General features: G+C 52.0%; 22 protein-coding genes. 17 read left to right on the top strand and 5 right to left on the bottom strand.

What is annotated here, in order from left to right; genetic code table 11:
• Window positions 1-152: 152 nt before the first annotated feature.
• From ACR3E6_RS04105 to ACR3E6_RS04115, 3 genes are all read right to left on the bottom strand, one after another.
• Window positions 153-689: a hypothetical protein gene (locus ACR3E6_RS04105; RefSeq protein ID WP_171096439.1), complete on the bottom strand. Its 537-nt coding sequence runs from the start codon at window positions 687-689 to the stop codon at window positions 153-155.
• A complete protein-coding gene (locus ACR3E6_RS04110) occupies window positions 673-1,443 on the bottom strand; it encodes a hypothetical protein (RefSeq protein WP_171096441.1) in 771 nt (256 codons plus the stop codon). Before ACR3E6_RS04110 ends, ACR3E6_RS04105 begins: the two co-directional genes overlap by 17 nt.
• A gap of 74 nt (window positions 1,444-1,517) precedes the next feature.
• The gene (locus ACR3E6_RS04115; RefSeq protein WP_171106052.1) at window positions 1,518-2,033 is read right to left on the bottom strand and encodes a DUF805 domain-containing protein; all 516 of its coding nucleotides are present in this window, start codon (window positions 2,031-2,033) and stop codon (window positions 1,518-1,520) included.
• A 560-nt stretch (window positions 2,034-2,593) separates the two neighbouring features.
• Between ACR3E6_RS04115 and ACR3E6_RS04120 the strand changes: the two genes are divergently transcribed.
• The 9 genes from ACR3E6_RS04120 to ACR3E6_RS04160 all read left to right on the top strand — a co-directional run bounded on the left by ACR3E6_RS04120 (window position 2,594) and on the right by ACR3E6_RS04160 (window position 7,949).
• Window positions 2,594-2,893, top strand: coding sequence for an RFA2 family protein (locus tag ACR3E6_RS04120; protein ID WP_171096445.1), 300 nt, complete (start codon window positions 2,594-2,596; stop codon window positions 2,891-2,893).
• Window positions 2,844-3,197 carry a hypothetical protein gene (locus tag ACR3E6_RS04125; protein WP_171096446.1) on the top strand — a complete coding sequence of 118 codons (354 nt, stop codon included), beginning with the start codon at window positions 2,844-2,846 and terminating at the stop codon, window positions 3,195-3,197. The genes ACR3E6_RS04120 and ACR3E6_RS04125 overlap by 50 nt, the downstream gene beginning before the upstream one ends.
• A gap of 59 nt (window positions 3,198-3,256) precedes the next feature.
• Window positions 3,257-3,556, top strand: coding sequence for a hypothetical protein (locus ACR3E6_RS04130; protein WP_171096448.1), 300 nt, complete (start codon window positions 3,257-3,259; stop codon window positions 3,554-3,556).
• A gap of 55 nt (window positions 3,557-3,611) precedes the next feature.
• Window positions 3,612-4,226, top strand: a complete 615-nt coding sequence (locus ACR3E6_RS04135; RefSeq protein WP_171136251.1) for a hypothetical protein — start codon at window positions 3,612-3,614, stop codon at window positions 4,224-4,226.
• A gap of 52 nt (window positions 4,227-4,278) precedes the next feature.
• Window positions 4,279-4,584 (top strand): hypothetical protein, encoded by a 306-nt coding sequence (locus ACR3E6_RS04140; RefSeq protein ID WP_170470487.1) that lies wholly within the window; start codon window positions 4,279-4,281, stop codon window positions 4,582-4,584.
• Window positions 4,585-4,626: 42 nt separating this feature from the next.
• A complete protein-coding gene (locus ACR3E6_RS04145; protein ID WP_170470490.1) occupies window positions 4,627-4,800 on the top strand; it encodes a hypothetical protein in 174 nt (57 codons plus the stop codon).
• A 120-nt stretch (window positions 4,801-4,920) separates the two neighbouring features.
• Window positions 4,921-5,565 carry a protein-tyrosine phosphatase family protein gene (locus ACR3E6_RS04150; protein ID WP_170418739.1) on the top strand — a complete coding sequence of 215 codons (645 nt, stop codon included), beginning with the start codon at window positions 4,921-4,923 and terminating at the stop codon, window positions 5,563-5,565.
• A gap of 19 nt (window positions 5,566-5,584) precedes the next feature.
• Window positions 5,585-7,018 (top strand): hypothetical protein, encoded by a 1,434-nt coding sequence (locus ACR3E6_RS04155; protein ID WP_480485989.1) that lies wholly within the window; start codon window positions 5,585-5,587, stop codon window positions 7,016-7,018.
• Window positions 7,008-7,949 (top strand): metallophosphoesterase family protein, encoded by a 942-nt coding sequence (locus tag ACR3E6_RS04160; RefSeq protein ID WP_171096455.1) that lies wholly within the window; start codon window positions 7,008-7,010, stop codon window positions 7,947-7,949. The genes ACR3E6_RS04155 and ACR3E6_RS04160 overlap by 11 nt, the downstream gene beginning before the upstream one ends.
• Here the strand turns inward: ACR3E6_RS04160 and ACR3E6_RS04165 are convergent, their stop codons facing one another.
• Window positions 7,950-8,708, bottom strand: a complete 759-nt coding sequence (locus ACR3E6_RS04165; RefSeq protein WP_010443773.1) for a DUF4956 domain-containing protein — start codon at window positions 8,706-8,708, stop codon at window positions 7,950-7,952.
• A 182-nt stretch (window positions 8,709-8,890) separates the two neighbouring features.
• Between ACR3E6_RS04165 and ACR3E6_RS04170 the strand changes: the two genes are divergently transcribed.
• From ACR3E6_RS04170 to ACR3E6_RS04195, 6 genes are all read left to right on the top strand, one after another.
• On the top strand, window positions 8,891-9,820 hold the full coding sequence (locus tag ACR3E6_RS04170; RefSeq protein ID WP_480485991.1) for an SdiA-regulated domain-containing protein: 930 nt from the start codon (window positions 8,891-8,893) through the stop codon (window positions 9,818-9,820).
• A 219-nt stretch (window positions 9,821-10,039) separates the two neighbouring features.
• On the top strand, window positions 10,040-11,584 hold the full coding sequence (locus ACR3E6_RS04175; RefSeq protein WP_171644783.1) for a ShlB/FhaC/HecB family hemolysin secretion/activation protein: 1,545 nt from the start codon (window positions 10,040-10,042) through the stop codon (window positions 11,582-11,584).
• Window positions 11,585-13,049: 1,465 nt separating this feature from the next.
• The gene (locus ACR3E6_RS04180) at window positions 13,050-13,424 is read left to right on the top strand and encodes a DUF4345 domain-containing protein (RefSeq protein ID WP_109311468.1); all 375 of its coding nucleotides are present in this window, start codon (window positions 13,050-13,052) and stop codon (window positions 13,422-13,424) included.
• A gap of 16 nt (window positions 13,425-13,440) precedes the next feature.
• A complete protein-coding gene (locus tag ACR3E6_RS04185) occupies window positions 13,441-14,298 on the top strand; it encodes a DUF302 domain-containing protein (protein WP_170520090.1) in 858 nt (285 codons plus the stop codon).
• Between the two features lie 276 nt (window positions 14,299-14,574).
• Entirely contained in the window at window positions 14,575-15,195 is a 621-nt protein-coding gene (locus ACR3E6_RS04190) for a cysteine hydrolase family protein (protein ID WP_171106045.1), read from the top strand.
• Window positions 15,196-15,403: 208 nt separating this feature from the next.
• A complete protein-coding gene (locus ACR3E6_RS04195) occupies window positions 15,404-16,180 on the top strand; it encodes a 2-keto-4-pentenoate hydratase (protein ID WP_480485994.1) in 777 nt (258 codons plus the stop codon).
• Between the two features lie 237 nt (window positions 16,181-16,417).
• Here the strand turns inward: ACR3E6_RS04195 and ACR3E6_RS04200 are convergent, their stop codons facing one another.
• A complete protein-coding gene (locus ACR3E6_RS04200; RefSeq protein WP_170734126.1) occupies window positions 16,418-17,062 on the bottom strand; it encodes a cation efflux transmembrane domain-containing protein in 645 nt (214 codons plus the stop codon).
• A 74-nt stretch (window positions 17,063-17,136) separates the two neighbouring features.
• Here ACR3E6_RS04200 and ACR3E6_RS04205 point away from each other — a divergent pair, with 74 nt between their 5' ends.
• A complete protein-coding gene (locus ACR3E6_RS04205) occupies window positions 17,137-17,553 on the top strand; it encodes a MerR family transcriptional regulator (RefSeq protein ID WP_170520077.1) in 417 nt (138 codons plus the stop codon).
• 139 nt (window positions 17,554-17,692) lie between these two features.
• Complete coding sequence (locus tag ACR3E6_RS04210) at window positions 17,693-18,181, top strand: RidA family protein (RefSeq protein ID WP_170520075.1); 489 nt, start codon at window positions 17,693-17,695, stop codon at window positions 18,179-18,181.
• The last annotated feature ends 205 nt before the right edge of the window (window positions 18,182-18,386 follow it).

An 18,386-nucleotide genomic window follows, 5' to 3' on the forward strand; every position in this document is an offset into this window, starting at 1 on the left:
TGATTTCATTGAAGAAAATCTTGGAAGCTTGCCCATAACTCTGCGCGGTATTTGCGCATAACTTTGCACGATTTGCCCATAAGTTTGCGTGCCACAGAGAACCCATCGAACAAACCAGCTCCTATGGCTTACCTGCAATTCTCAAATGCAGTTTACTCCCAATCGCCAGCAGACGAGCGCCACGTTTTAGCGTCCGCATCCCAAACACTGGCCGTGACGCAAGGCGTTGGGTTTATTCCGTCGCAATTGGATCCATGAATATCCGCAACAACAACGCGTTGACGCCCAAAATCAACGACTGTCCAGCCTTGGTTGAGCAAGGAGTGCACCTCTTCGCTTACCCAAAAGTGCGACATGCATCCGCCAGTTCCGCAGTAAAGAGATGCGGCGCTCGAACACGCAAAACCAGCCTCATTCAAAACCCAGTCGCGTTGTAGATCTCCGTCGAGATCGACCCTTTCAACCGCACCCCAATCTAAGTCAAATTGACCGTCGTTGAACTCCGCACAGGCTCGTGCCGCCAGACCAACCTTCGCCTGCAAACCGGGCGGAAGTTGCGATACATCAGCCGCGACAGCTGGTGAGGTCCAGACAAGGCCCGAAGCAAGCATAACCCCGGCGAGCAAACATTTCATCTGACGCGCTATTTGGGAAGCTGGTTGGAAGGAGGTATCAATTGCACTGATCATACCTGTAGTCCCCATATTCCAGCCAGTTTGCCGAGCCTTCGCTAAAAATCAGAAACTCGGACCTGTCCTCCCCAAGCAGGGCAACGACAAATCCGGCCGGCGGCTCAGAGTTTCCGAAGTAACTGTAGGCCGTCATGGCTCTGATTGACTCACCGTTGACTGTTACTCGCGCGTCCCACTCCCCCTCTGGATTGTCCAGAATTACATATTCGATTTGGCGTTTTATCGCTCCGCCACCACAATAGACAATGCCTTCGGGTGCTTCGTAGGAGGCCCCTTGGTTAGCACCTGAATCGCAGGCGGAACGAAGGGACCGAATTGCCGCGCTGGAACCCTTCAAGTCAAAGATTCCGTAGCTGACATCTTGATCAATCATAGACAGATTAACGGATGCATTGGCCGCAAGCTGGTCCAGTACAAAACCATAATCCTGCTGGCTATTGAAACTGACTTCGACAGGATAATTGTCGACGATCTGCACAGCAGCGTTTTCTGCGCCAACCTGAAATGCGCCAACTTCGGTGGTGCCGTTCTTCAAAAATCGAATGGAGAGCCCCTGCTTTTCCACGATATCCTGGCTATCCTCATACCCAACCGGAGCAAAGCGGATACGATTACACTGAAGTTCCAGCGTCATGTTACCGGTCTGAATAAAAGCATTGGGGTTGGGCCCGGAACTGAACGACCACTCCGCTGACGCTGTGGTCGCCATTGTCATCATCAGCGTTCCAATGGAAATCGTTTTGAAACTCATTTTCTCTCTCCATGGTGTTGTGGTTCGAACTGTCATTCAGCCAGAGTTTCCGGCCCGTTGCCCGGACAACCAGGTCAGGAAACAGGTGCGCCGTATTCATTTGCGCCTTCTTGGGAAGGTCGCGTCAACCACCAGATCATCAGGATGGACAGAACCAATTGAAGAATTGAGACAACAACAATACCGGTCACGCCCAGTACTGCCGCGGGTCCCCGTAATGCATCGGGGTTTTCGGTCCCCTGCTCCAATACCGAAAAGAACGCTACCCCACCCAGCATAACAAATAGCGTTGTAATGCTGAGCGCCATCGGCAGCAGCAAATACCAGCCAGGTCGTCCTGTATCATGCAGCCTTCGCCAACCGGCGGCCAGCATAGGTATGAGAACAGCCAGCTGGAAAACAGAGGACAGGACCCGAGATCCCTGGCCTGTTTCGGGGTTGGTCCCGAATATAATCGTATCCAGCACAGCTAAGGCAGCACTCACGACAACCACAAACAAGAAGAACCACCAGTATTCTGAGCGTATAGCCCGACCGGAGAACTGGAAGTATTTCGAGAAACACGTCTTAACGGCTTCACCAAATCCCATCTTTCAATCCCTTCATTGTTTTTGTGCGGCCTCAAACCGCTTCGCCGCTCAGGGGAACACACTCTTAGCTCCCACTTACTTTTTTGTTTGAACGCAGAGGCCTATCGTACGAGAGCGTAGAGAAATTTACGCGCGGAAAAAATATTGATTTATTAAAAATTAGATTCAAACATGCGAATTCGACACAACTTTATTTTACCTCCGTTGTTGTCGTTGCTGCTCGCTGTGCCGAGCCCTTTCGACTGCTGGAGTGAGTGCTAGCGGTCGGAAGGCACTTTACAATGATTGAGCGCTGGGAGGACGCGATGCTCAGACTTAACGTACTCGCTCTCTTTCCAGAGTTTGCTCTAGCATTTGCTAGCGACTTCATTCGGCCTTCACACGTTAATGTCGGCCCCGATAGTCAACGAAATATCGTCCCGCCGACCAAGCCCACCGCGGCAAGTTTTGGGAAAGGTAGTCACAGGATCAAGGTATGTTCAATTGGCTGCACAGACGCGAGAGCTTCAAACAAGCGCATCCAATTTCACTAATTTCAAGGGAACCAGAGGGAGAAGAAGATGACCAACAAGATGGTGATGATTGCGGGCGCGACATGTTTCGCACTGCTTGCGGCCTGCGACGATACGAGTACATCAAGTGCGTCCGCCGAACTCACGCCGGCTCAGCAGGCGTGTTTGCGAGATGTAGCCGACACGACGAACAATTCGCAAGTCGTGGTGCTCTCATCCGCGTTTAGCGAGGCGGGAACACAGGTCACAGTCGGCGTAGGCGAGGATCGTGCTCCTTGGAATTGCATTGCTTACAGTGATGGCGCAACAGCTGGTATCGAGTTCCTGGGCGACGAAGGCGCATTGTGACCAGTTTGGTGCGCAGCTGAATACGGCTGCGCAGCACTGGCTTGATCTGCTGAGGCTCGACTTGGTTTGTAGAACCACCATCATCGTATTCGCGGTCATGTACCTGTTGGCGTTGGTTGCATTCTTGACGGGCACATTTGGCTGGTTGGGACAGGAACGAGACCCTTTGTCCGGAGTGTTCCTGCTGCCGTTGGGACTACCTTGGATACTTGTGGCGGACTTATTTTCGGATTCCGCCAAGCCGTGGTTCGCGGCGATTGCTCCGGCGCTCAACCTGTTAGCGCTGGTTTTGATTTGCAGATAGGCACGCAGATTGCGCCAGTAGTGGTGGCTGAACTCTTTCTCACCAAAAGGGAGGAAAACATGGGAAAAGTAATCTTGGGAATTGTGATCGGGCTCGTCTTCGGCGTGGTTGGGGCGATGACCTTGGGTGGCGGGGCCGCGGTGGGTGTCGGCGTTGCGACAGGCTTGTCCGCCGGTGTCTGCACCACATTGAAAGGAGCACAAGCTGAGAACCTTATCACCGCCGAGCAAGCGGATCAGATCCTCAACCGCGTAAATTCCGAAATGGCGTCACTGCAAGGAATTGAAACGACGGACGAGATCGTCGGCAGCGCGCAGGCATGCGATGAATTTCTGTCAAAGTTACGAGACGCGAAGTGAGGTTCCGCTTTGTACGGAACAAAACTCTAAGGATCAGCCAGCAAGGGACCATCTGATGAAATTCGCTGTACTCAAATTCCTCGCACCGATGATCGCAATCTCAGGCACGGCTTCTTTTGCAATGTCTGAAGCAGACGACGCGTGTATCGATCATTTGCGGCAGGTTGGTGGACCAGACGGTCAATCCGGTACGATTGAAAGCTCAGAGTTCTCAGAAGCGGGCACGCTCGTCATGCTACGAGACGCAGGCGGAACACTTTGGCGCTGCATCGCGTACAAGGATGGTAGCATCGGCGAGATGTCGGTTGTCGAAGCAATGGATGATGGTGGTGGAGCCATGGCAGGCGCCGCCGGGTCTACTGGTAGCCAACGTGTCAAATTCGATGCTGGTTCCACCGGCGCCGAACTCGTTGGTGAACTCGCGCCCGGAGCGTCACAGCAATATGTTCTCGGGGCAAAAAACGAACAGTTTCTTTACGTCCGCGTTGCTCCGCGAAATGGCTCCTTAGACTACGTTATTCGTAACCCCGATGGTTCTGAACTGTTGGGATTAATGTCGGCGGACAAGGAGTATCGAGGGCAGCTTTGGCAATCTGGTGATCATGTTGTGGAGGTTATCAATCGCAGCAACTCTTCCGTCGGCTACAACGTAATTTTCGGAATTGAATAGGTGATCGACGAGAAGCCCTTGAACACGTTCCCAAAACAGCCAGGAAAAACACATGAGAACCAATGTCCTAATGGTGATCGGCGCGGTATGTATTTCTGCACTTGCAGCATGCGAAGAGAGTGGCGGATCGGTGGATTCAAGTGCACCAACTGTGGGCAGCTCTAGCGATCTTTCGCCATTTGAAGGGGCAAGAGCGGGCCAAGCTGAAATGGGCATCCAAAGTCTCGGATTTGAACTCATCCGAAGCGAAGGGCTGACCTCGTACTGGTTTAACAAGGATACAGGTGCATGTGCTCAGATCACGACGTCTGAGGGAAGGTACTCAGATGTAGCTATGCTGCCATCAGGTGACTGCTGACAAATTTCCATCAATCCCAAATCCAAGAGAAGGAGCCCAAACTTGCAATTCGACCTGGCACACGCGGCGGTCATCGTTGTCGCCTTAATCATCACTAACCTGGTATTGAAATCGGCTGGCGTGATCAACGAAGAAAACAAGCACCAATGGAACTGGAAAGTTGTTCTAGCCTACTTCGTAGTCGTCGTTATCATCAATCTCGTGTGGCCCATCTAAAGTTTCACAGCGGAAAGCTATTTGCCCACTTGATATGGTTGTCATGAACTAGCCTTTCCGAGAGACTATCAGGTCGCAAGAGTTTGAGCATTAAAGGTTCAAGAATAGAAAGGATTTGGCATGCGGTTTTTGGCGTCCCTCATATTCATTGGTGTTCTCGCAACCGCTGCGAATTCTGACGTGACCAGTCGAAATGGCGGTCCAAGCAACAGTCAAATGCTTTCAAAGGGTGGTGACGGAGGCATTGATGGTGTCGCTTTCTTTCGCCCAGTCTTAAGCGGAGTGTTGTATCGATCCGGTTTCAAGGGCGGCGACAAGGATCGAACTGGCCTGAGTGAAGGTCAACGCGAAACTCTGTGCGGCGAAGGGTTTTCAACCGGGTTTTATGCCGACTTCGGCAAAAACACTGAATACGGTCGCACCAGCTGCGGAAACGGATCCTTTGACTATCAGAGCGCCAGATCCTCTCGACCCGATGCTGTCATGGCGTCCATACACGAGGTGATTAAAAACCCTGGAAAGGGCCCTGTTCTGGTGCACTGCATGTGGGGCGTTCATTCCTCAGGTGCATTGTCGGCGATGGCGCTCGTTCAGTTTTGCGGTTGGACAGAAGAAAGGGCCAAGGAATATTGGAATGATGCCCGAAACGGAGCCCCTTGTTCAGGCGGGTGCGACCAGTGGATTGACTCAAAATTTTCCAACTTCAGTGTCGACCCAAAATTGAAGATCTCCAACGAGCAACAGGCAGCGATTTGCCCCAAATGATATTGGGAGGACTATCCAAATGAAGTTCAATCTTCTGGGGTCACTTGCTTTAATTGCACCCACTGTCTTGTGGGCGAACGACGATGTTCTCGGTGAAGCCACGACATTTGATAGTCCCAACGGCGTTACTGAACGCTGTATTCGGATCGAAAAAGTTCCATCGGGCGAGTATAAGAAAAGCGATCTTGAGGAAGAAACGGCCTATTGCGAGATCGATTTCTATGCCTCCGAAATTGCTATTTGCCCAAAAACCTGGAGCACCAGCCCAGGAATGGCAGTCTACGATATTTCGGAAGGACCTTACGTGGGGAACCGTTCTGAATTCGAGAGAAACGCTTGCAAAGAGGGGAAGGCGGCAAAAGATCTGGCTAAGGACAGGGTGGCTAAATTCAAGTCCACCATGAACCAAAAAGGCACCAGTGGAACCTTTTCCACGTCTTCACTGCTTTACTATCATTTCTCCAGATATTTCGACGCGACTGTAAAAGTTCCAGTCGCCGTTTGGCGTAGCATGGACGCCCAGGCGCATTTTTCCGAGGTCGCCGAGCCTGGCCTTGCGATTTCTGGTGGCTCTCATGGCGGGCGCATGAACCACGAAGGCTGGCGGGTCTTCGCAGCTGCTGATGCTGACCCGAACTCATACCAGCCAACCGACGATCTGTTCACCGCAGATCGAACGCAAATATTCGGTGTGCTGCTTGATAGCCCTGGGCATCGATACGGCTCGGAAATCAACGGCACCCGTAAATCTGGTTGGGGAAAAGGTCAGAACCGCGATTTTCAGGAAACTCCTGCTTTCTTGGCTTTGCGTTCTTCAAAACCCTTGCCAGAGGCCATTGTAGTGGGCGTCGGAGAAGGTCGAAGAGACCGGATGATCAACAAGGATCTCGGTCCCGATGTCAGCGACCAACAGATGGCATTTTGGATGCAAGAACTTTCCGAGATTGTACTCCTCGATTTCATCTTTAGCCAACAGGACCGCGTAGGAAACATAGACTTCACACCCTATTGGTATTGGGTCGAAGACGGAAAGCTGAAGCATAAGAAAGCCAAGCACCATGAGCCAAACGATGGAGACGTTCCCGCCGACGCGTTATTGATCCGTCGAAGCAATCTAAACGACAACGATGCTGGGGGGCGGGTCGAGTATGCCAACTTCGCGAAATCTACTCAAATGCTGGAGAAAATGCGCCACTTTTCTCCAAGCACGTACCGGCGCTTGGTTACATTGAATAGTGACCTGCAAACGCAAGGCCCGGTTTATGACTGGCTATCGCAAAGCTTAGGGTTGTCAGGCAGTCAGATTGCACAAGTTGTCAAAAACACTGCGCTGGCAACGTCCATCCTCCAGAGCAATTGTTCTAGTGGTGATTTGATGTTCGACTTGGATCCTGTCGCATTCTTTTTGAGAAACGACACCGAGGTAGAGGTTGTGGATTGTAATGACCCTTAAGCGTTCTGCCCTTGTTGCGGTGATCATTTGGACCAATCTGCTCGCCAGCAAAGGGGCGGCATTGGATGTCATCGTCATATCGGATTTGAACGGAAGCTACGGTTCGGTAAGATACGATGCCCGCGTCGACAAAGCGATTGAGCGGATAGTCGAGATTGATCCAGATCTGGTTATTTCGACCGGAGATATGGTTGCGGGACAGCGCATCCCCAACTTATCCGACAAACAGGTCAGGGAGATGTGGAAGGCGTTTCACGAGGCCGTATCAGATCCTTTAGAGGCTGCCGGCATTCCATTTGCGGTCACGCCAGGAAACCATGATGCCTCCGCCTACCGTGGGTTCGAGCGTGAAAGAAAAATATACGCAGAGGAATGGACACCGAGAAAACCAGACGTCGATTTTCTGGTTTCGGATGACTACCCGTTCTTCTACGCTTTTGAGATGCAGGGCGTAACGTTTGCGTCTTTGGACGCTACGACCTTGGGACCTCTATCCGGCGACCAGCAGGACAGGCTTGAGGAACTGGGCGCAAATGGAGACCCGATTGTCACTTTCAGTCACCTCCCACTCTGGCCCTTCGCGATTCAGCGCGAACGCGAAATCATCGGTGACCCAACACTTGAAAAGATCTACCTGGAAAGCGGTGTCGTTCTGCACCTTTCAGGCCACCATCATGCCTTCTATCCAGGTTGGAAAGACGGCGTGGCTTATGTCTCCCAGGCTTGCTTGGGCGGTGGCCCGCGGCGGCTTATTGGCGATAACGCCAGATCACCTCATAGCTTCACTCATGTTACATTCCAGCCAAACGGAGAATTTGGGATAGCAGTATATCGAGGACCTGATTTCGAAAGGTCGGTAAATTTCAAGTCGCTCCCGAAAGAGATCAGATCCCCGAATGCGGTGTTGAAACGCTTAGACCTTGTTAAATGACTAAAGGTTGAGTTTCAGTTCGACTTTTTCAGGAACCAGATCGTTTATCATCTCTTCTATCCGAGCTTCTGAAAGTCCACCCGAGGTGATGAACAGCAATGAAACGCGAGATTTTCCGGGGACGTGGTGTTTTCTGACCAGCTTCCATCCAGCGTCTGCGGCCATAGCTTCAATGGCGCCGCTGACATTCAACGAGTGCTCTTCGTCTGAGGCCTTGAGGGAAATCTCTACACCCTTGTTTCTTCCACCAAGCCAAATGAAACACCAACATACAACCGCCACCAGTGTGGCCATCAGCGGCAAGCCCAAACCGACCGCAAGACCAAGAACGGTCACGATTATCATTTCGACAGTGTCCACCGGATCATCGAGATTGGAGCGGAACCTGAGCAACGCGCCGATGCCAAAGATAACGAAACCGATCATTGAACCGTGCTGAACCACCAGAAAACCAACCGCCATACCGATAAGCGCATACAGGAAGAAAAGCCTTGGCATAACTATGTCGCGGACGCTTCTACGGGCTTTACGTCTCACCGGATGATAGACGATCAAGCCAGCCAGAATGATCGTGACGATCACATCGAGCGTGAAGAAATACAGTTCCTGTTTGCCACGAAACTGCGTCCACCGGCGTTCGATAACGATTTCCGACCCCGAAGCCCCGGCCAGCATCGTCGCAGGGTCGACTTGTGACACCGCAGCACCTGGCAACAGCAGCATCAACAACACGGTCACAAATGTGAGGGTCGTATTCAACTTGTCTTCCTTCCTGCTCACGCCAAAGGCTTACGCTTCACCAAAGGCACATCGTGCCCTATTCAATTCAATCGCAACAGGCGGGATCAGGTAAAGAGATTACCGTGCATTCTTCGGACATCGCGTCCGGACTGTGATACGAACGCTGATACAAGGATATGGTCCAAGCGCGAGAAAACCCAATGTCAGAACACAAGCTGCTTCGGTCGAAACTTGGGTTTTCACGGTGCTTCCCCAAGCTTGGAACACTAGCTTCTTTTGCAAGCGCTACTGTTGCATTTCTGGCATGGATCGAGCTCGCCCACGCCGAGAGTCCCGGTTTGACTCTCATCGACTCATTCAAGGTGGCGGATAAATCGGAAGGCTTCTCGGAGCCTTCCGGATTGTCTCTGTCCAACGCGGAAGGCTTCTTATGGTCAGTAAGCGACGCTGAACCTAAACTGCACCTACTTGGAATCGACGGGGCATTAGGAAACTCATTCAAGCTGCCTTCATTGGCGGGATCAGATCTGGAGGGCGTCGCATCACGAAAAGATGGGTCTGTTTTAGTACTTCAGGAAACTGATCGATCAATTCTAGTCGTTCACCCGACAGACCCCATTCAACTAACTACAATCCCTCTCACATCTCTCAAAGGCTACTCGGACGCCTCTGAATTTCTCGTCGGCAACCCTTTGAACAAGGGACCCGAAGGCATCGCCGTTGACCCGGAATCCGGGCTGGTCTTTGTTGGCATTGAGGGACAACCAAGGTTGTTAATGGTGTTATCGCCAGAACTAGACGAAATTGTTGAGATTATTCCTTTAGCCCGCGATGCAGGTTTTATCTCCGAACGTGTAGATGATAATGAACTGGATTTGAGTGGCCTGGCATGGTCTCGGTCCTCGCGTTCACTTTGGATTGTGAGTGACAAAAGCCGTCAGATCTTCGTCTACAATCCAGAGTCCAAGTCCGTAAAGTCTATCAGTTTGACGTTCACAGAAGATGGAAAACAAAAAGAAGTTAAACATCCCGAAGGGATCGCCCTCGATGAGACCAGAGGGCTTCTCTATATCCTGACAGACGATGCCAAGAAATCGCGGCTTTATGTTTTTGAGCAACCGGAATTGTGAGGACTGTTCTACTAGTTCTCTACTCTAACTTGTTGAAAAGCCGGGTTGTGTAATTGAGCGCCGTCGTATGTGCGGCATATTAAGTAAATCCGCGTTCTGTTCACTGTGTTTCTTAAAAACATCACCCATCAATACATTCGAGTAGCGTCAGGTTCACACATGCGAACCACATAATAACATTGGACTTCAACATGCTCAGTCACTTTAAGGTTGTCAAAAATGCGCATATTCAGCTCAGTTGTTTTTGCGATCATTTGCACTCTTGTGGCCACTGCATCAGTTCCAAGAAGCAGCATTGCCCAAACCTGGGACATCGCGTCCCAGCACTCGGTCAGCGGCGTAACGGTGTATGATGCGGATGAGCTGTTAACTTTTGCCGGTCAATTGGCCTTCAATCGGTCTGGGCGCATCACAGCGGTGGAGGTCGCATCAACGATTACTCAGATCTACCGAGAAGACGGTTACTTCTTGGCTGAGGCCTGGCCCGGTCCCGATGGGCAGAGCATAATTGTTGATGAAGGGCGCATTCAAACCATCGAAATTGAAGGCGTAGATACTCGCACGTTCCAAACACTAGAGAAGATTTTTCAGCCCCTCACCACCGCATATCCAATAACTCTCAAACGATTTGAGCGGGCGGTTATGCTAGCCGAGGACATACCCGATTTGGACGTGTCGACCGAACTTGATTACCCGGATCAGGCTGGTGCTCGGCTGAGAGTATTGGGAGAACCTCTGCGCAAACAAGCCGGTAGTGCGACACTAGACAACCCTCCGCGTGAGCTTGGGGAAGCGCTCAGTTTCTATGTCGTACAAGAGTTTTATTCGACACTGACCGTTGGGGATCTGCTGCGATTTGAGGGTTCAGGCAATTACAATTGGGACAAAGACGATGAACACTCTTTATGGGGCGCTCTTACCTATCGCACCCCGCTGAACAGTAATGGTCTGTACGGTGAGATCTTCTACGGGAACATAAACGCAAAACGTGACCTCTCAGGAAATTTTGCGAGAACAGATATTGACGGCGAGAACTTCACCGTCGCGATGGGTTACCCCGTAATCCGAGATGTAGCCCGATATGGATACTTTCTGCTGGATTATCGCCTTTCAAAAGCGGACTCAGTCAGTGGCGGCGTTCCATTATCCAGTGACGCGAGTGTCGTTGGCCTTACTTATCTTTACGGGCAAAACTATCCAAAGGGACAAGCTCTGGAAGCGGGGCTAACCTTATCTTTTGGCGATAATGACAATGAAACGACAGATGCGAATTTTGACGACGGGGACTCTTCGTTCTGGCATCTACGAGGCGGCATCGGATACGAAAGCCCACTAACGGGCTTGTCGCCCAACACAGCTTGGCGCACCGAGATCTGGGGGCAGTACACAACAGACCGGCTGCCCTCTGTCGAAGAGTACTTCCTTGGTGATCGCTACGCTTTGCGCGGATATCGTTTTGACGAAGTGGATGGTGATTCCGGGATTTCCGCGATTTTCGAAGTGTCTCATTCCTACTTCCCCAGTTCCCAGAGCATACATCGCTTAACGCCCTTTGCCTTTTTCGACGTGGGTTACATCTCGAACAATGACCCTGCGAGTTTCGAAGTTGATAATGCTACACTGGCGTCGACAGGTCTGGGTTTGGACATTGAGTTTAAGCAAAATCTATTCCTGTCCGGATATGTCGGTGTCCCTTTGAGAGACGGCCCTTTGACCGACTCTGGCGATCCTGGCGCGTATCTTGCTCTGACAACAAGTTGGTGAGGATGTTATGAAACTGAACCGAATTGCTGTACTTACCGCAACTTGTCTAATTGCAGAACTGGCCGCTACTCAGGTCTTTGCCCGCGGAAATCACTACGGGTGGTGCCGAGGCGTAGGGAACCCACACCAGTCGAGCCAAGGGTGCGGGCAGGCTGGCGGGCAAGGGGCAGGTAATCAAGTTACTGGTCCAACTCAGCCGGTGGCAAATCAATTGCCGCCTAAGGGAACGCAGCAAACGCCCACGTCCGTTACTGTTCCAGTCCTTGCGCCGGGCGCGGTCCCGAACGCAATTCCCGGTCAGGTTCCTATTGCGACACCGATAGCGGTTCCTGGTCAGGTTCCCACGCCGGTAGTAGCGCCGACCCTAACTCCGCCTCTGGCACCAAACGCGACACCAAACCGGGTTCCGACAGCTGTTCCAAATCAGGTTCCGCCATTGGCTACTGGTCCCACCGCGGTGCCCCCGCAAGTTCCGACTGCAACTCCCAATCAAGTTCCGGTCGCTACCCCTGGCCAGGTTCCGCCTCAACCCACCGGCCCAACAGCGGTGCCGCCACTTGTGCCCACCGCAACACCAAACCAAATACCAGTCGCAGTTCCTGGTCAGGTCCCACCTCAGCCCACTGGACAAACTGCTGTGCCACCGCTCGTCCCGACTGCAACACCAAACCAGATTCCGGTCGCAGTGCCCGGCCGTGTTCCGCAACCCAGCGGTACTACGGCGACACCACCGCTTGTCCCAACCGCAACCCCCAATCAGGTTCCAACGGCGGTTCCTGGCCAGGTTCCACAGTTGACACCAAAACCGACGGCAACTCACGTGGCCGTCCCAGGACATCCGAAACCACAAGGCGTCGTGACAATCATGCGCCCAAAGCCGAGGCCGACAACCGGTACTGTCCAACAACCTGGCACAACACAAGTGACCCACCATTTAACCCACCAAAGTAATGCGAAGAAACACGATCACGTCGCAGCAACACCTGGACGACATGACCCGCACGACCTACCGAGGTTCCGCAACGCGGCGGCCAAGGAAGACTGGGAATGCGTTGCCAGCGGATTTGGACAGCGCCGGTATGATGCTGGGCGAGGCGTGTTGCTGAACAACGGAGCGTTGCGGCACCTCGGAAACGTGGACGCAATGGCACGCGATGTACCGGCACGACATCCAAAACACTCTGGCTGCATTATTTCGGTCAAACGAAAGCAGCAGTAGCGCCAGTCTGGTAAAGGCACATCTTGAAACCTTAGAGGAATTCTTCCGAGTGGGAAGCTGGTTTCCGACCAAGGTTAAGCTGAAGAATAGACATCAACCGAAGGTGTCATCGCTCAGAAGGTTAATGAGGCATAAAATATGCCTTTCTGAGTGCTGTTTGGGCATCCGGCTCGGATCATCGGATGCCCCAAAAAACCGACTAGGAATTTCGCAAAAAAGCGAAACCTCTACGAGAAGGAGTCCTCCATGAGTGCTAGATTGGTCCTTCTGCTTGCTGCCGTTGGCCTCGTGCCAATTGCGTTGTCATACGGTCTGATGCCCGGCAGTTCGATCCCAGTTTTGCTGGGATTTCCGGTGGAAGGGACGAACCAAACCCACGTGTTCCGAGCGATTATGGGTCTTTACCTGGCAAACGCATTGTTCTGGTTGGCGGCCGCTTCGAAACCAGAATTACAACGCCCCGCGCTGTGGGTTCTATTTTTGTTTATGTCGGGACTGGCCGTTGGACGCATACTAAGCATTCTTATCGATGGAGTTCCGAACGGGATACTTCTATTTTATCTTGCGGCCGAGATAGCTTTTGCAGCTCTGGCGGCGGTTTCGCTGAAAAAAGTACGATGAAACAGGAAGTGGTAAAATGCTGAGGTTTTTCTTCGTTCTCTCGATGGTTGCGACTTCATCTGTGTCGACATCCGCTCTGGCACAATCGTCAACCATCCAGACTGCGGTGGACGAAAACTTCTTAGCGGTTGAGACTGTCGTTGCCAAAGCGGGAGATACTCCAATCGCATCGATAGATCACGCGCGACTGGCCAAAGCCGAAGGCGTAGAAATGCCAGCGTCTCGTGTACTCATTTTTTCTGATCCTGAGATAAACACGCCAATTCTGGAAGAGACCGTGCGAGCAGGTCTGGACCTTCCTTTTCGCGTACTTTCCTTCGATCAGGATGGTAACCCACAGATCGCTTACACAGACTCTCAATTTCTCAAAGTGCGGCATGGTCTGAATGACACCCAAGCGTTAAATGCATTTGAGAGCAAGATGCTCGAAGTTCTAAACGACTTGGATGCAACACCAGCGCCAACCAGCGGATTGTTTGCCGACTATGGGGTCATCGAACTGCAAACTCTGCTCAGCGTACCAGAGGCAGTAGAACGTCTCAGGACAGCTGTGATGGGGCAGGACGATACTGTGTGGTTTGGGGAAATCGATTTTGCGACCGAAGCGTCCCAACTGGGGGTGGACCTGCCGGAGGCGGTACTTTTACTGTTCGGCGGACCAGCACCCGGTGGCGTAGCTATGGCGGGCTTTCCGGCAATTGGTTTGGATGCCTTTTGCCAAAAACTACTAGTTTACGCGAATGAAGAAGGCGGCTCCGTAGTGATTTTCAATGACATCGCTGCCTTGGCGGAATTGCACTACGGTTCTTCAGCCGAACCTCATTACGGTTTGAACAAACGGCTTACCTCAACATTTCGCACTGCAATTGAGTAGCCGCTGGTTGGAAGTCACAATTTTTCTGAATTGCTATATTCCGTATTTAGCTGCCCATTCTGGGCTGGGTACAGACCATCTCTACACTTAAACCCTAACGGCAATTTGCGGGCAATGTTGCCCTGGGCGCGAGTATACAGTTTTCATTCCAAAACAACGCAGCACAGCCTTGACCATACTTAGTTGCACATTTAGTCAAAATTGATCTGCCCGCTGGGACGGCCCGGCCAAGCAAGGGCGTTTTTTCAGGACGACCTGGCAAATTAGAGGTCGAACATGACAACTAAAACCAAACAAGCCAGGAAACTGATCGAAGGTAGACCTGCCCTGATCGTAATCGACATTCAAAAGAGCACGTTTATTGATGACAGCGAAGTACGCTCCATCGATAACATGCCGGGCTACAAAGAGCGCATGATCGCTGCGCGCGATTTGGTTGACGCTGCGCATGACAACAATGTGCCCGTCATCTTCGTTCAGGAAGTCCATCGTCCCGATCAGATCGACTTCGGCAGGGAACTGGATGGTGACGAAGACATACACTGTCTCGAAGGTGATCCACGTACGGAAGTTGCAAAAGATGAGATGGGATATCGCAAAGGTGACTACATCGTCTCGAAGCGACGGTATTCTGCGTTTTTTGGAACCGATTTCGAAATCCTGCTGCGCGGTTTAAAGGTGGACACACTTTTGTTGTGCGGCGGGCTGACAGATGTTTGTGTGCACTACACATTCGTCGATGGCCACCAATCAGACTACTTCTGCCGCGTTGTAGAAGATTGCGTTGGCGGGTCATCTTTCCAAGCCCATGAAGCTGCTCTCAAAGCTATGGAGTATCTACAAACCGGCGCTGTTCAGAGCAGAGAAGCAGTGATCAATTCCATCTCGTCGCTCTAAGTTGCAATTGAACTGTTAGTACCAGTTGGGGTGCATAATTTTTAGGGTGCAGCAACGGGTGGAGTTTTTTGTCGCCAGAACGCCTTGGACTTGCCCATTTGATGCAGAAGGTATCGACACTTTCAGTGCTAACCTTTGAGTTTTCGATTATAGACCTTCAAAATCTGGATTGCATCGTAATCCAGCCCTTGGTCCGTATAATGCGAATATGACAAGAGATGTTGAAGCAAACGCTCAGAAAATCGCTGATGCCCTGACCTCTGCCCAGCAGATATCTAAACTGTCTTCAGAGGCAGAACAGCTGACGCTGGATGACGCTTATTCGATTGCAAGACGCGTCCGAAAGCTTCAGGGCAAAAAGAGAGTTGGTAGAAAAGTCGGCTTCACGAACCGCGCGATTTGGCCTGTTTATGGTGTAGATCAACCCATTTGGGGAGAGGTTCACTCAGATGGGCTGTTTTCGACTGATCAGCCGGTAAACTTGGCAAGGTATTCAGAACCGAGAATCGAGCCAGAAATCGTACTTGGCCTCGGCGATGCGCCGACGGCTGAAATGAACAATGAGCAGTTGGCAGGTTGCGTGGATTGGGTTGCCCCGGGATTTGAAATTGTTCAATCGATTTATCCCAACTGGAAATTCTCGGTCGAAGACTCAATCGCAGCACAAGGATTGCACGGCTGCCTTGTTCTTGGCGACAAAATCGAGGCGACGCATGATGTCTTAACCGGCTTGGCCGAAGTGCCACTAGCATTGTTCAAGGGCACCGAGGCTATCGAGTCCGGCAAGGGTGAAAACGCGCTCGGCGGCCCAATTGAAGTCTTGGCTCATCTTGTGTCTCTGCTCTCCGAAGCCGACCAGCTTCAGGGAGGCGAGCTGGTTACAACCGGTACTTTGACAGACGCATGGCCAGTGTCTCCGGGTGAAGAATGGTCAGCTGGTTTTGGTGGCGTGATGGACACCGAGCTATCGGTACGATTTACATGAGGCTTTGGTAGATTGGTGACGCCTACTGCACCAAAGAAAAGTTGCTCTCAATAGCTGACCATGATGGTCTTCCACTGGTTTCATCAAATCTGGGACGCAATTTAACCAGGTCCGGTTTAGGCTCGGTGTCGTCGTTCGCTCAGTCGCGGCGAATGTCCGGAAAGCGGACATGCATCGCGATATTGCGAATGACCGCGTGGAGCCCATACCTGTGTAGTTTGCCCTCCGCAGCGAATGTTAGCTTGTCCGAGCTGTTCTATGCTCATGCGCTGCTTCCTCGTGCCGTTCCTCAAGAGCCTGACGAATGATCTGGTACGAAGATGACAAGAAGAGGCTTGCCATGATCGCAGCAACTATTAGGTCAGGCCAACCTGTTGCCGTGCCCCAGACGCCTAACGCGGCAATCATCACAGCTACGTTACCGATGGCGTCGTTCCGCGAGCATAGCCAGACTGATCGCACGTTGGCGTCTCCATCCTTGTAGCTAACAAGCAAGAATACGCTCGCAAGGTTTGTTGCGAGAGCCAACGCGCCGATGATGCCCATAATTTCGGCCTCTGGAACGCCCACGTAAAAAACACGGTAGACGGTAGACCCAAACACCCACGCACCCATAAAAAAGAGGCTGATCCCCTTTGCCAAGGCGGCATTCGTTCGAGCGCGGATAGACGCGCCGATCACAGCGAGGGAAATGCCGTAGGTCAGTGCGTCACCAAGGAAGTCGAGCGCGTCGGCCTGAAGTGCCTGAGACTTCGCGTAGTGTCCCGCGGTCATCTCGACCACGAACATCGTCGCATTCAACGCGATGACGATCCAAAGCCGACGTTTGTATTCGTTCGACATTCCGTCGAATTTCACCTCGTTGCCGCAGCACCCTGCCATCTCAAAACCTCTTCAGAATCGCGTCAGATCCAATGTAGTGTCTCTAGTGACTAGAGGTTCAAGAGGGTTTTCACATGTTCTCGATTGGCGAGCTTTCGAAGCGGACGAAGGTCAAAGTGCCCACCATCCGCTATTACGAAGAAATGGGTCTACTGGCCGCACCGGAACGGACGGCAGGCAACCAGCGGCGCTACACAAATGAGGGTTTGGAGCGCCTGAGCTTTATACGGCACGCGCGTGATCTCGGCTTCTCCATCGAAGCAATTTCTTCTTTGATTGAGTTACAGAACCATCCGGATCGGTCGTGCGAAGCGGCCACCGAAATCGCAGAAGGTCAGTTGTCCGAAGTACGCGCAAAGATCAAACGCCTCAAAGCTCTCGAATATGAATTGAAGCGCATCGCACAGGGATGTGACGGACGGGGTGTGGCAGAAGACTGTTACGTCCTGGCTTCGCTTGCAGACCATGACCTTTGTGGTCGAGATCACTGACCCACAAAAGCAGACATCTTTTCACTGATTTTGAACGGCCGCTTGGCGGACGAAGCGGACATTGCAAAGTTTGGTGGTCGAGGCCAACTTTGGGCATGGTTTATGGTAAGGTCCTTGCATGTCTGCGAGGGAGAGTACCATGATCGACGCCGAACAGCGATTGATACACCACAACATCATTTTACCTGCGCCGCTGAAATTGCCTGTTGGTATGGTGTTGCCATTTCCGTGGATTAATGTTCGGGGCGACCGAGCGTTCGTATCTGGTCATGGACCACAAGAAATAGACGGTACTCCGGCCGGGCCATTTGGAGCAGTCGGGGAAAACGTGTCTGTTGAAGAGGGCTACGCCTCAGCACGCAAAGTCGGGCTTTCTATTCTCGGCAGTCTAAAGCGCGAACTTGGCAGTCTAAACCGAATAACGGGGTGGTGCCGAGTCCATGGGATGATCAATTGCAAATCTGGCTTTAGCGATACGCCTGCGGTTCTCAACGGTTTCACGGATTTGATCATTGACGTCTTTGGAGAAGAGATTGGCCGCCATTCACGTACGGCGGTCGGGGTGGCAGGTCTACCAATCAACTTCCCAATTGAAATCGAAGCAGAGGTTATTGTCTCAACGGCCTAGAATACACGTGAATCCGGAACGACGTACTGGTCAAAGAGGAGCAGGAATGTCGCTGCGCCGGGCAGAAGTACTGTATGGAAGAAGGCATTTGGGTGAGCCAGATCCGCCTCAGCAGGACTCAGCCCAACAGACGACCAAGAAAGAGGAACCGGCAACTACAAAGTTACAGAAGAGATGTGGAATTCGGTGATCTATATTGGACCAG

The organism is Ruegeria sp. AL3 (assembly GCF_056536065.1).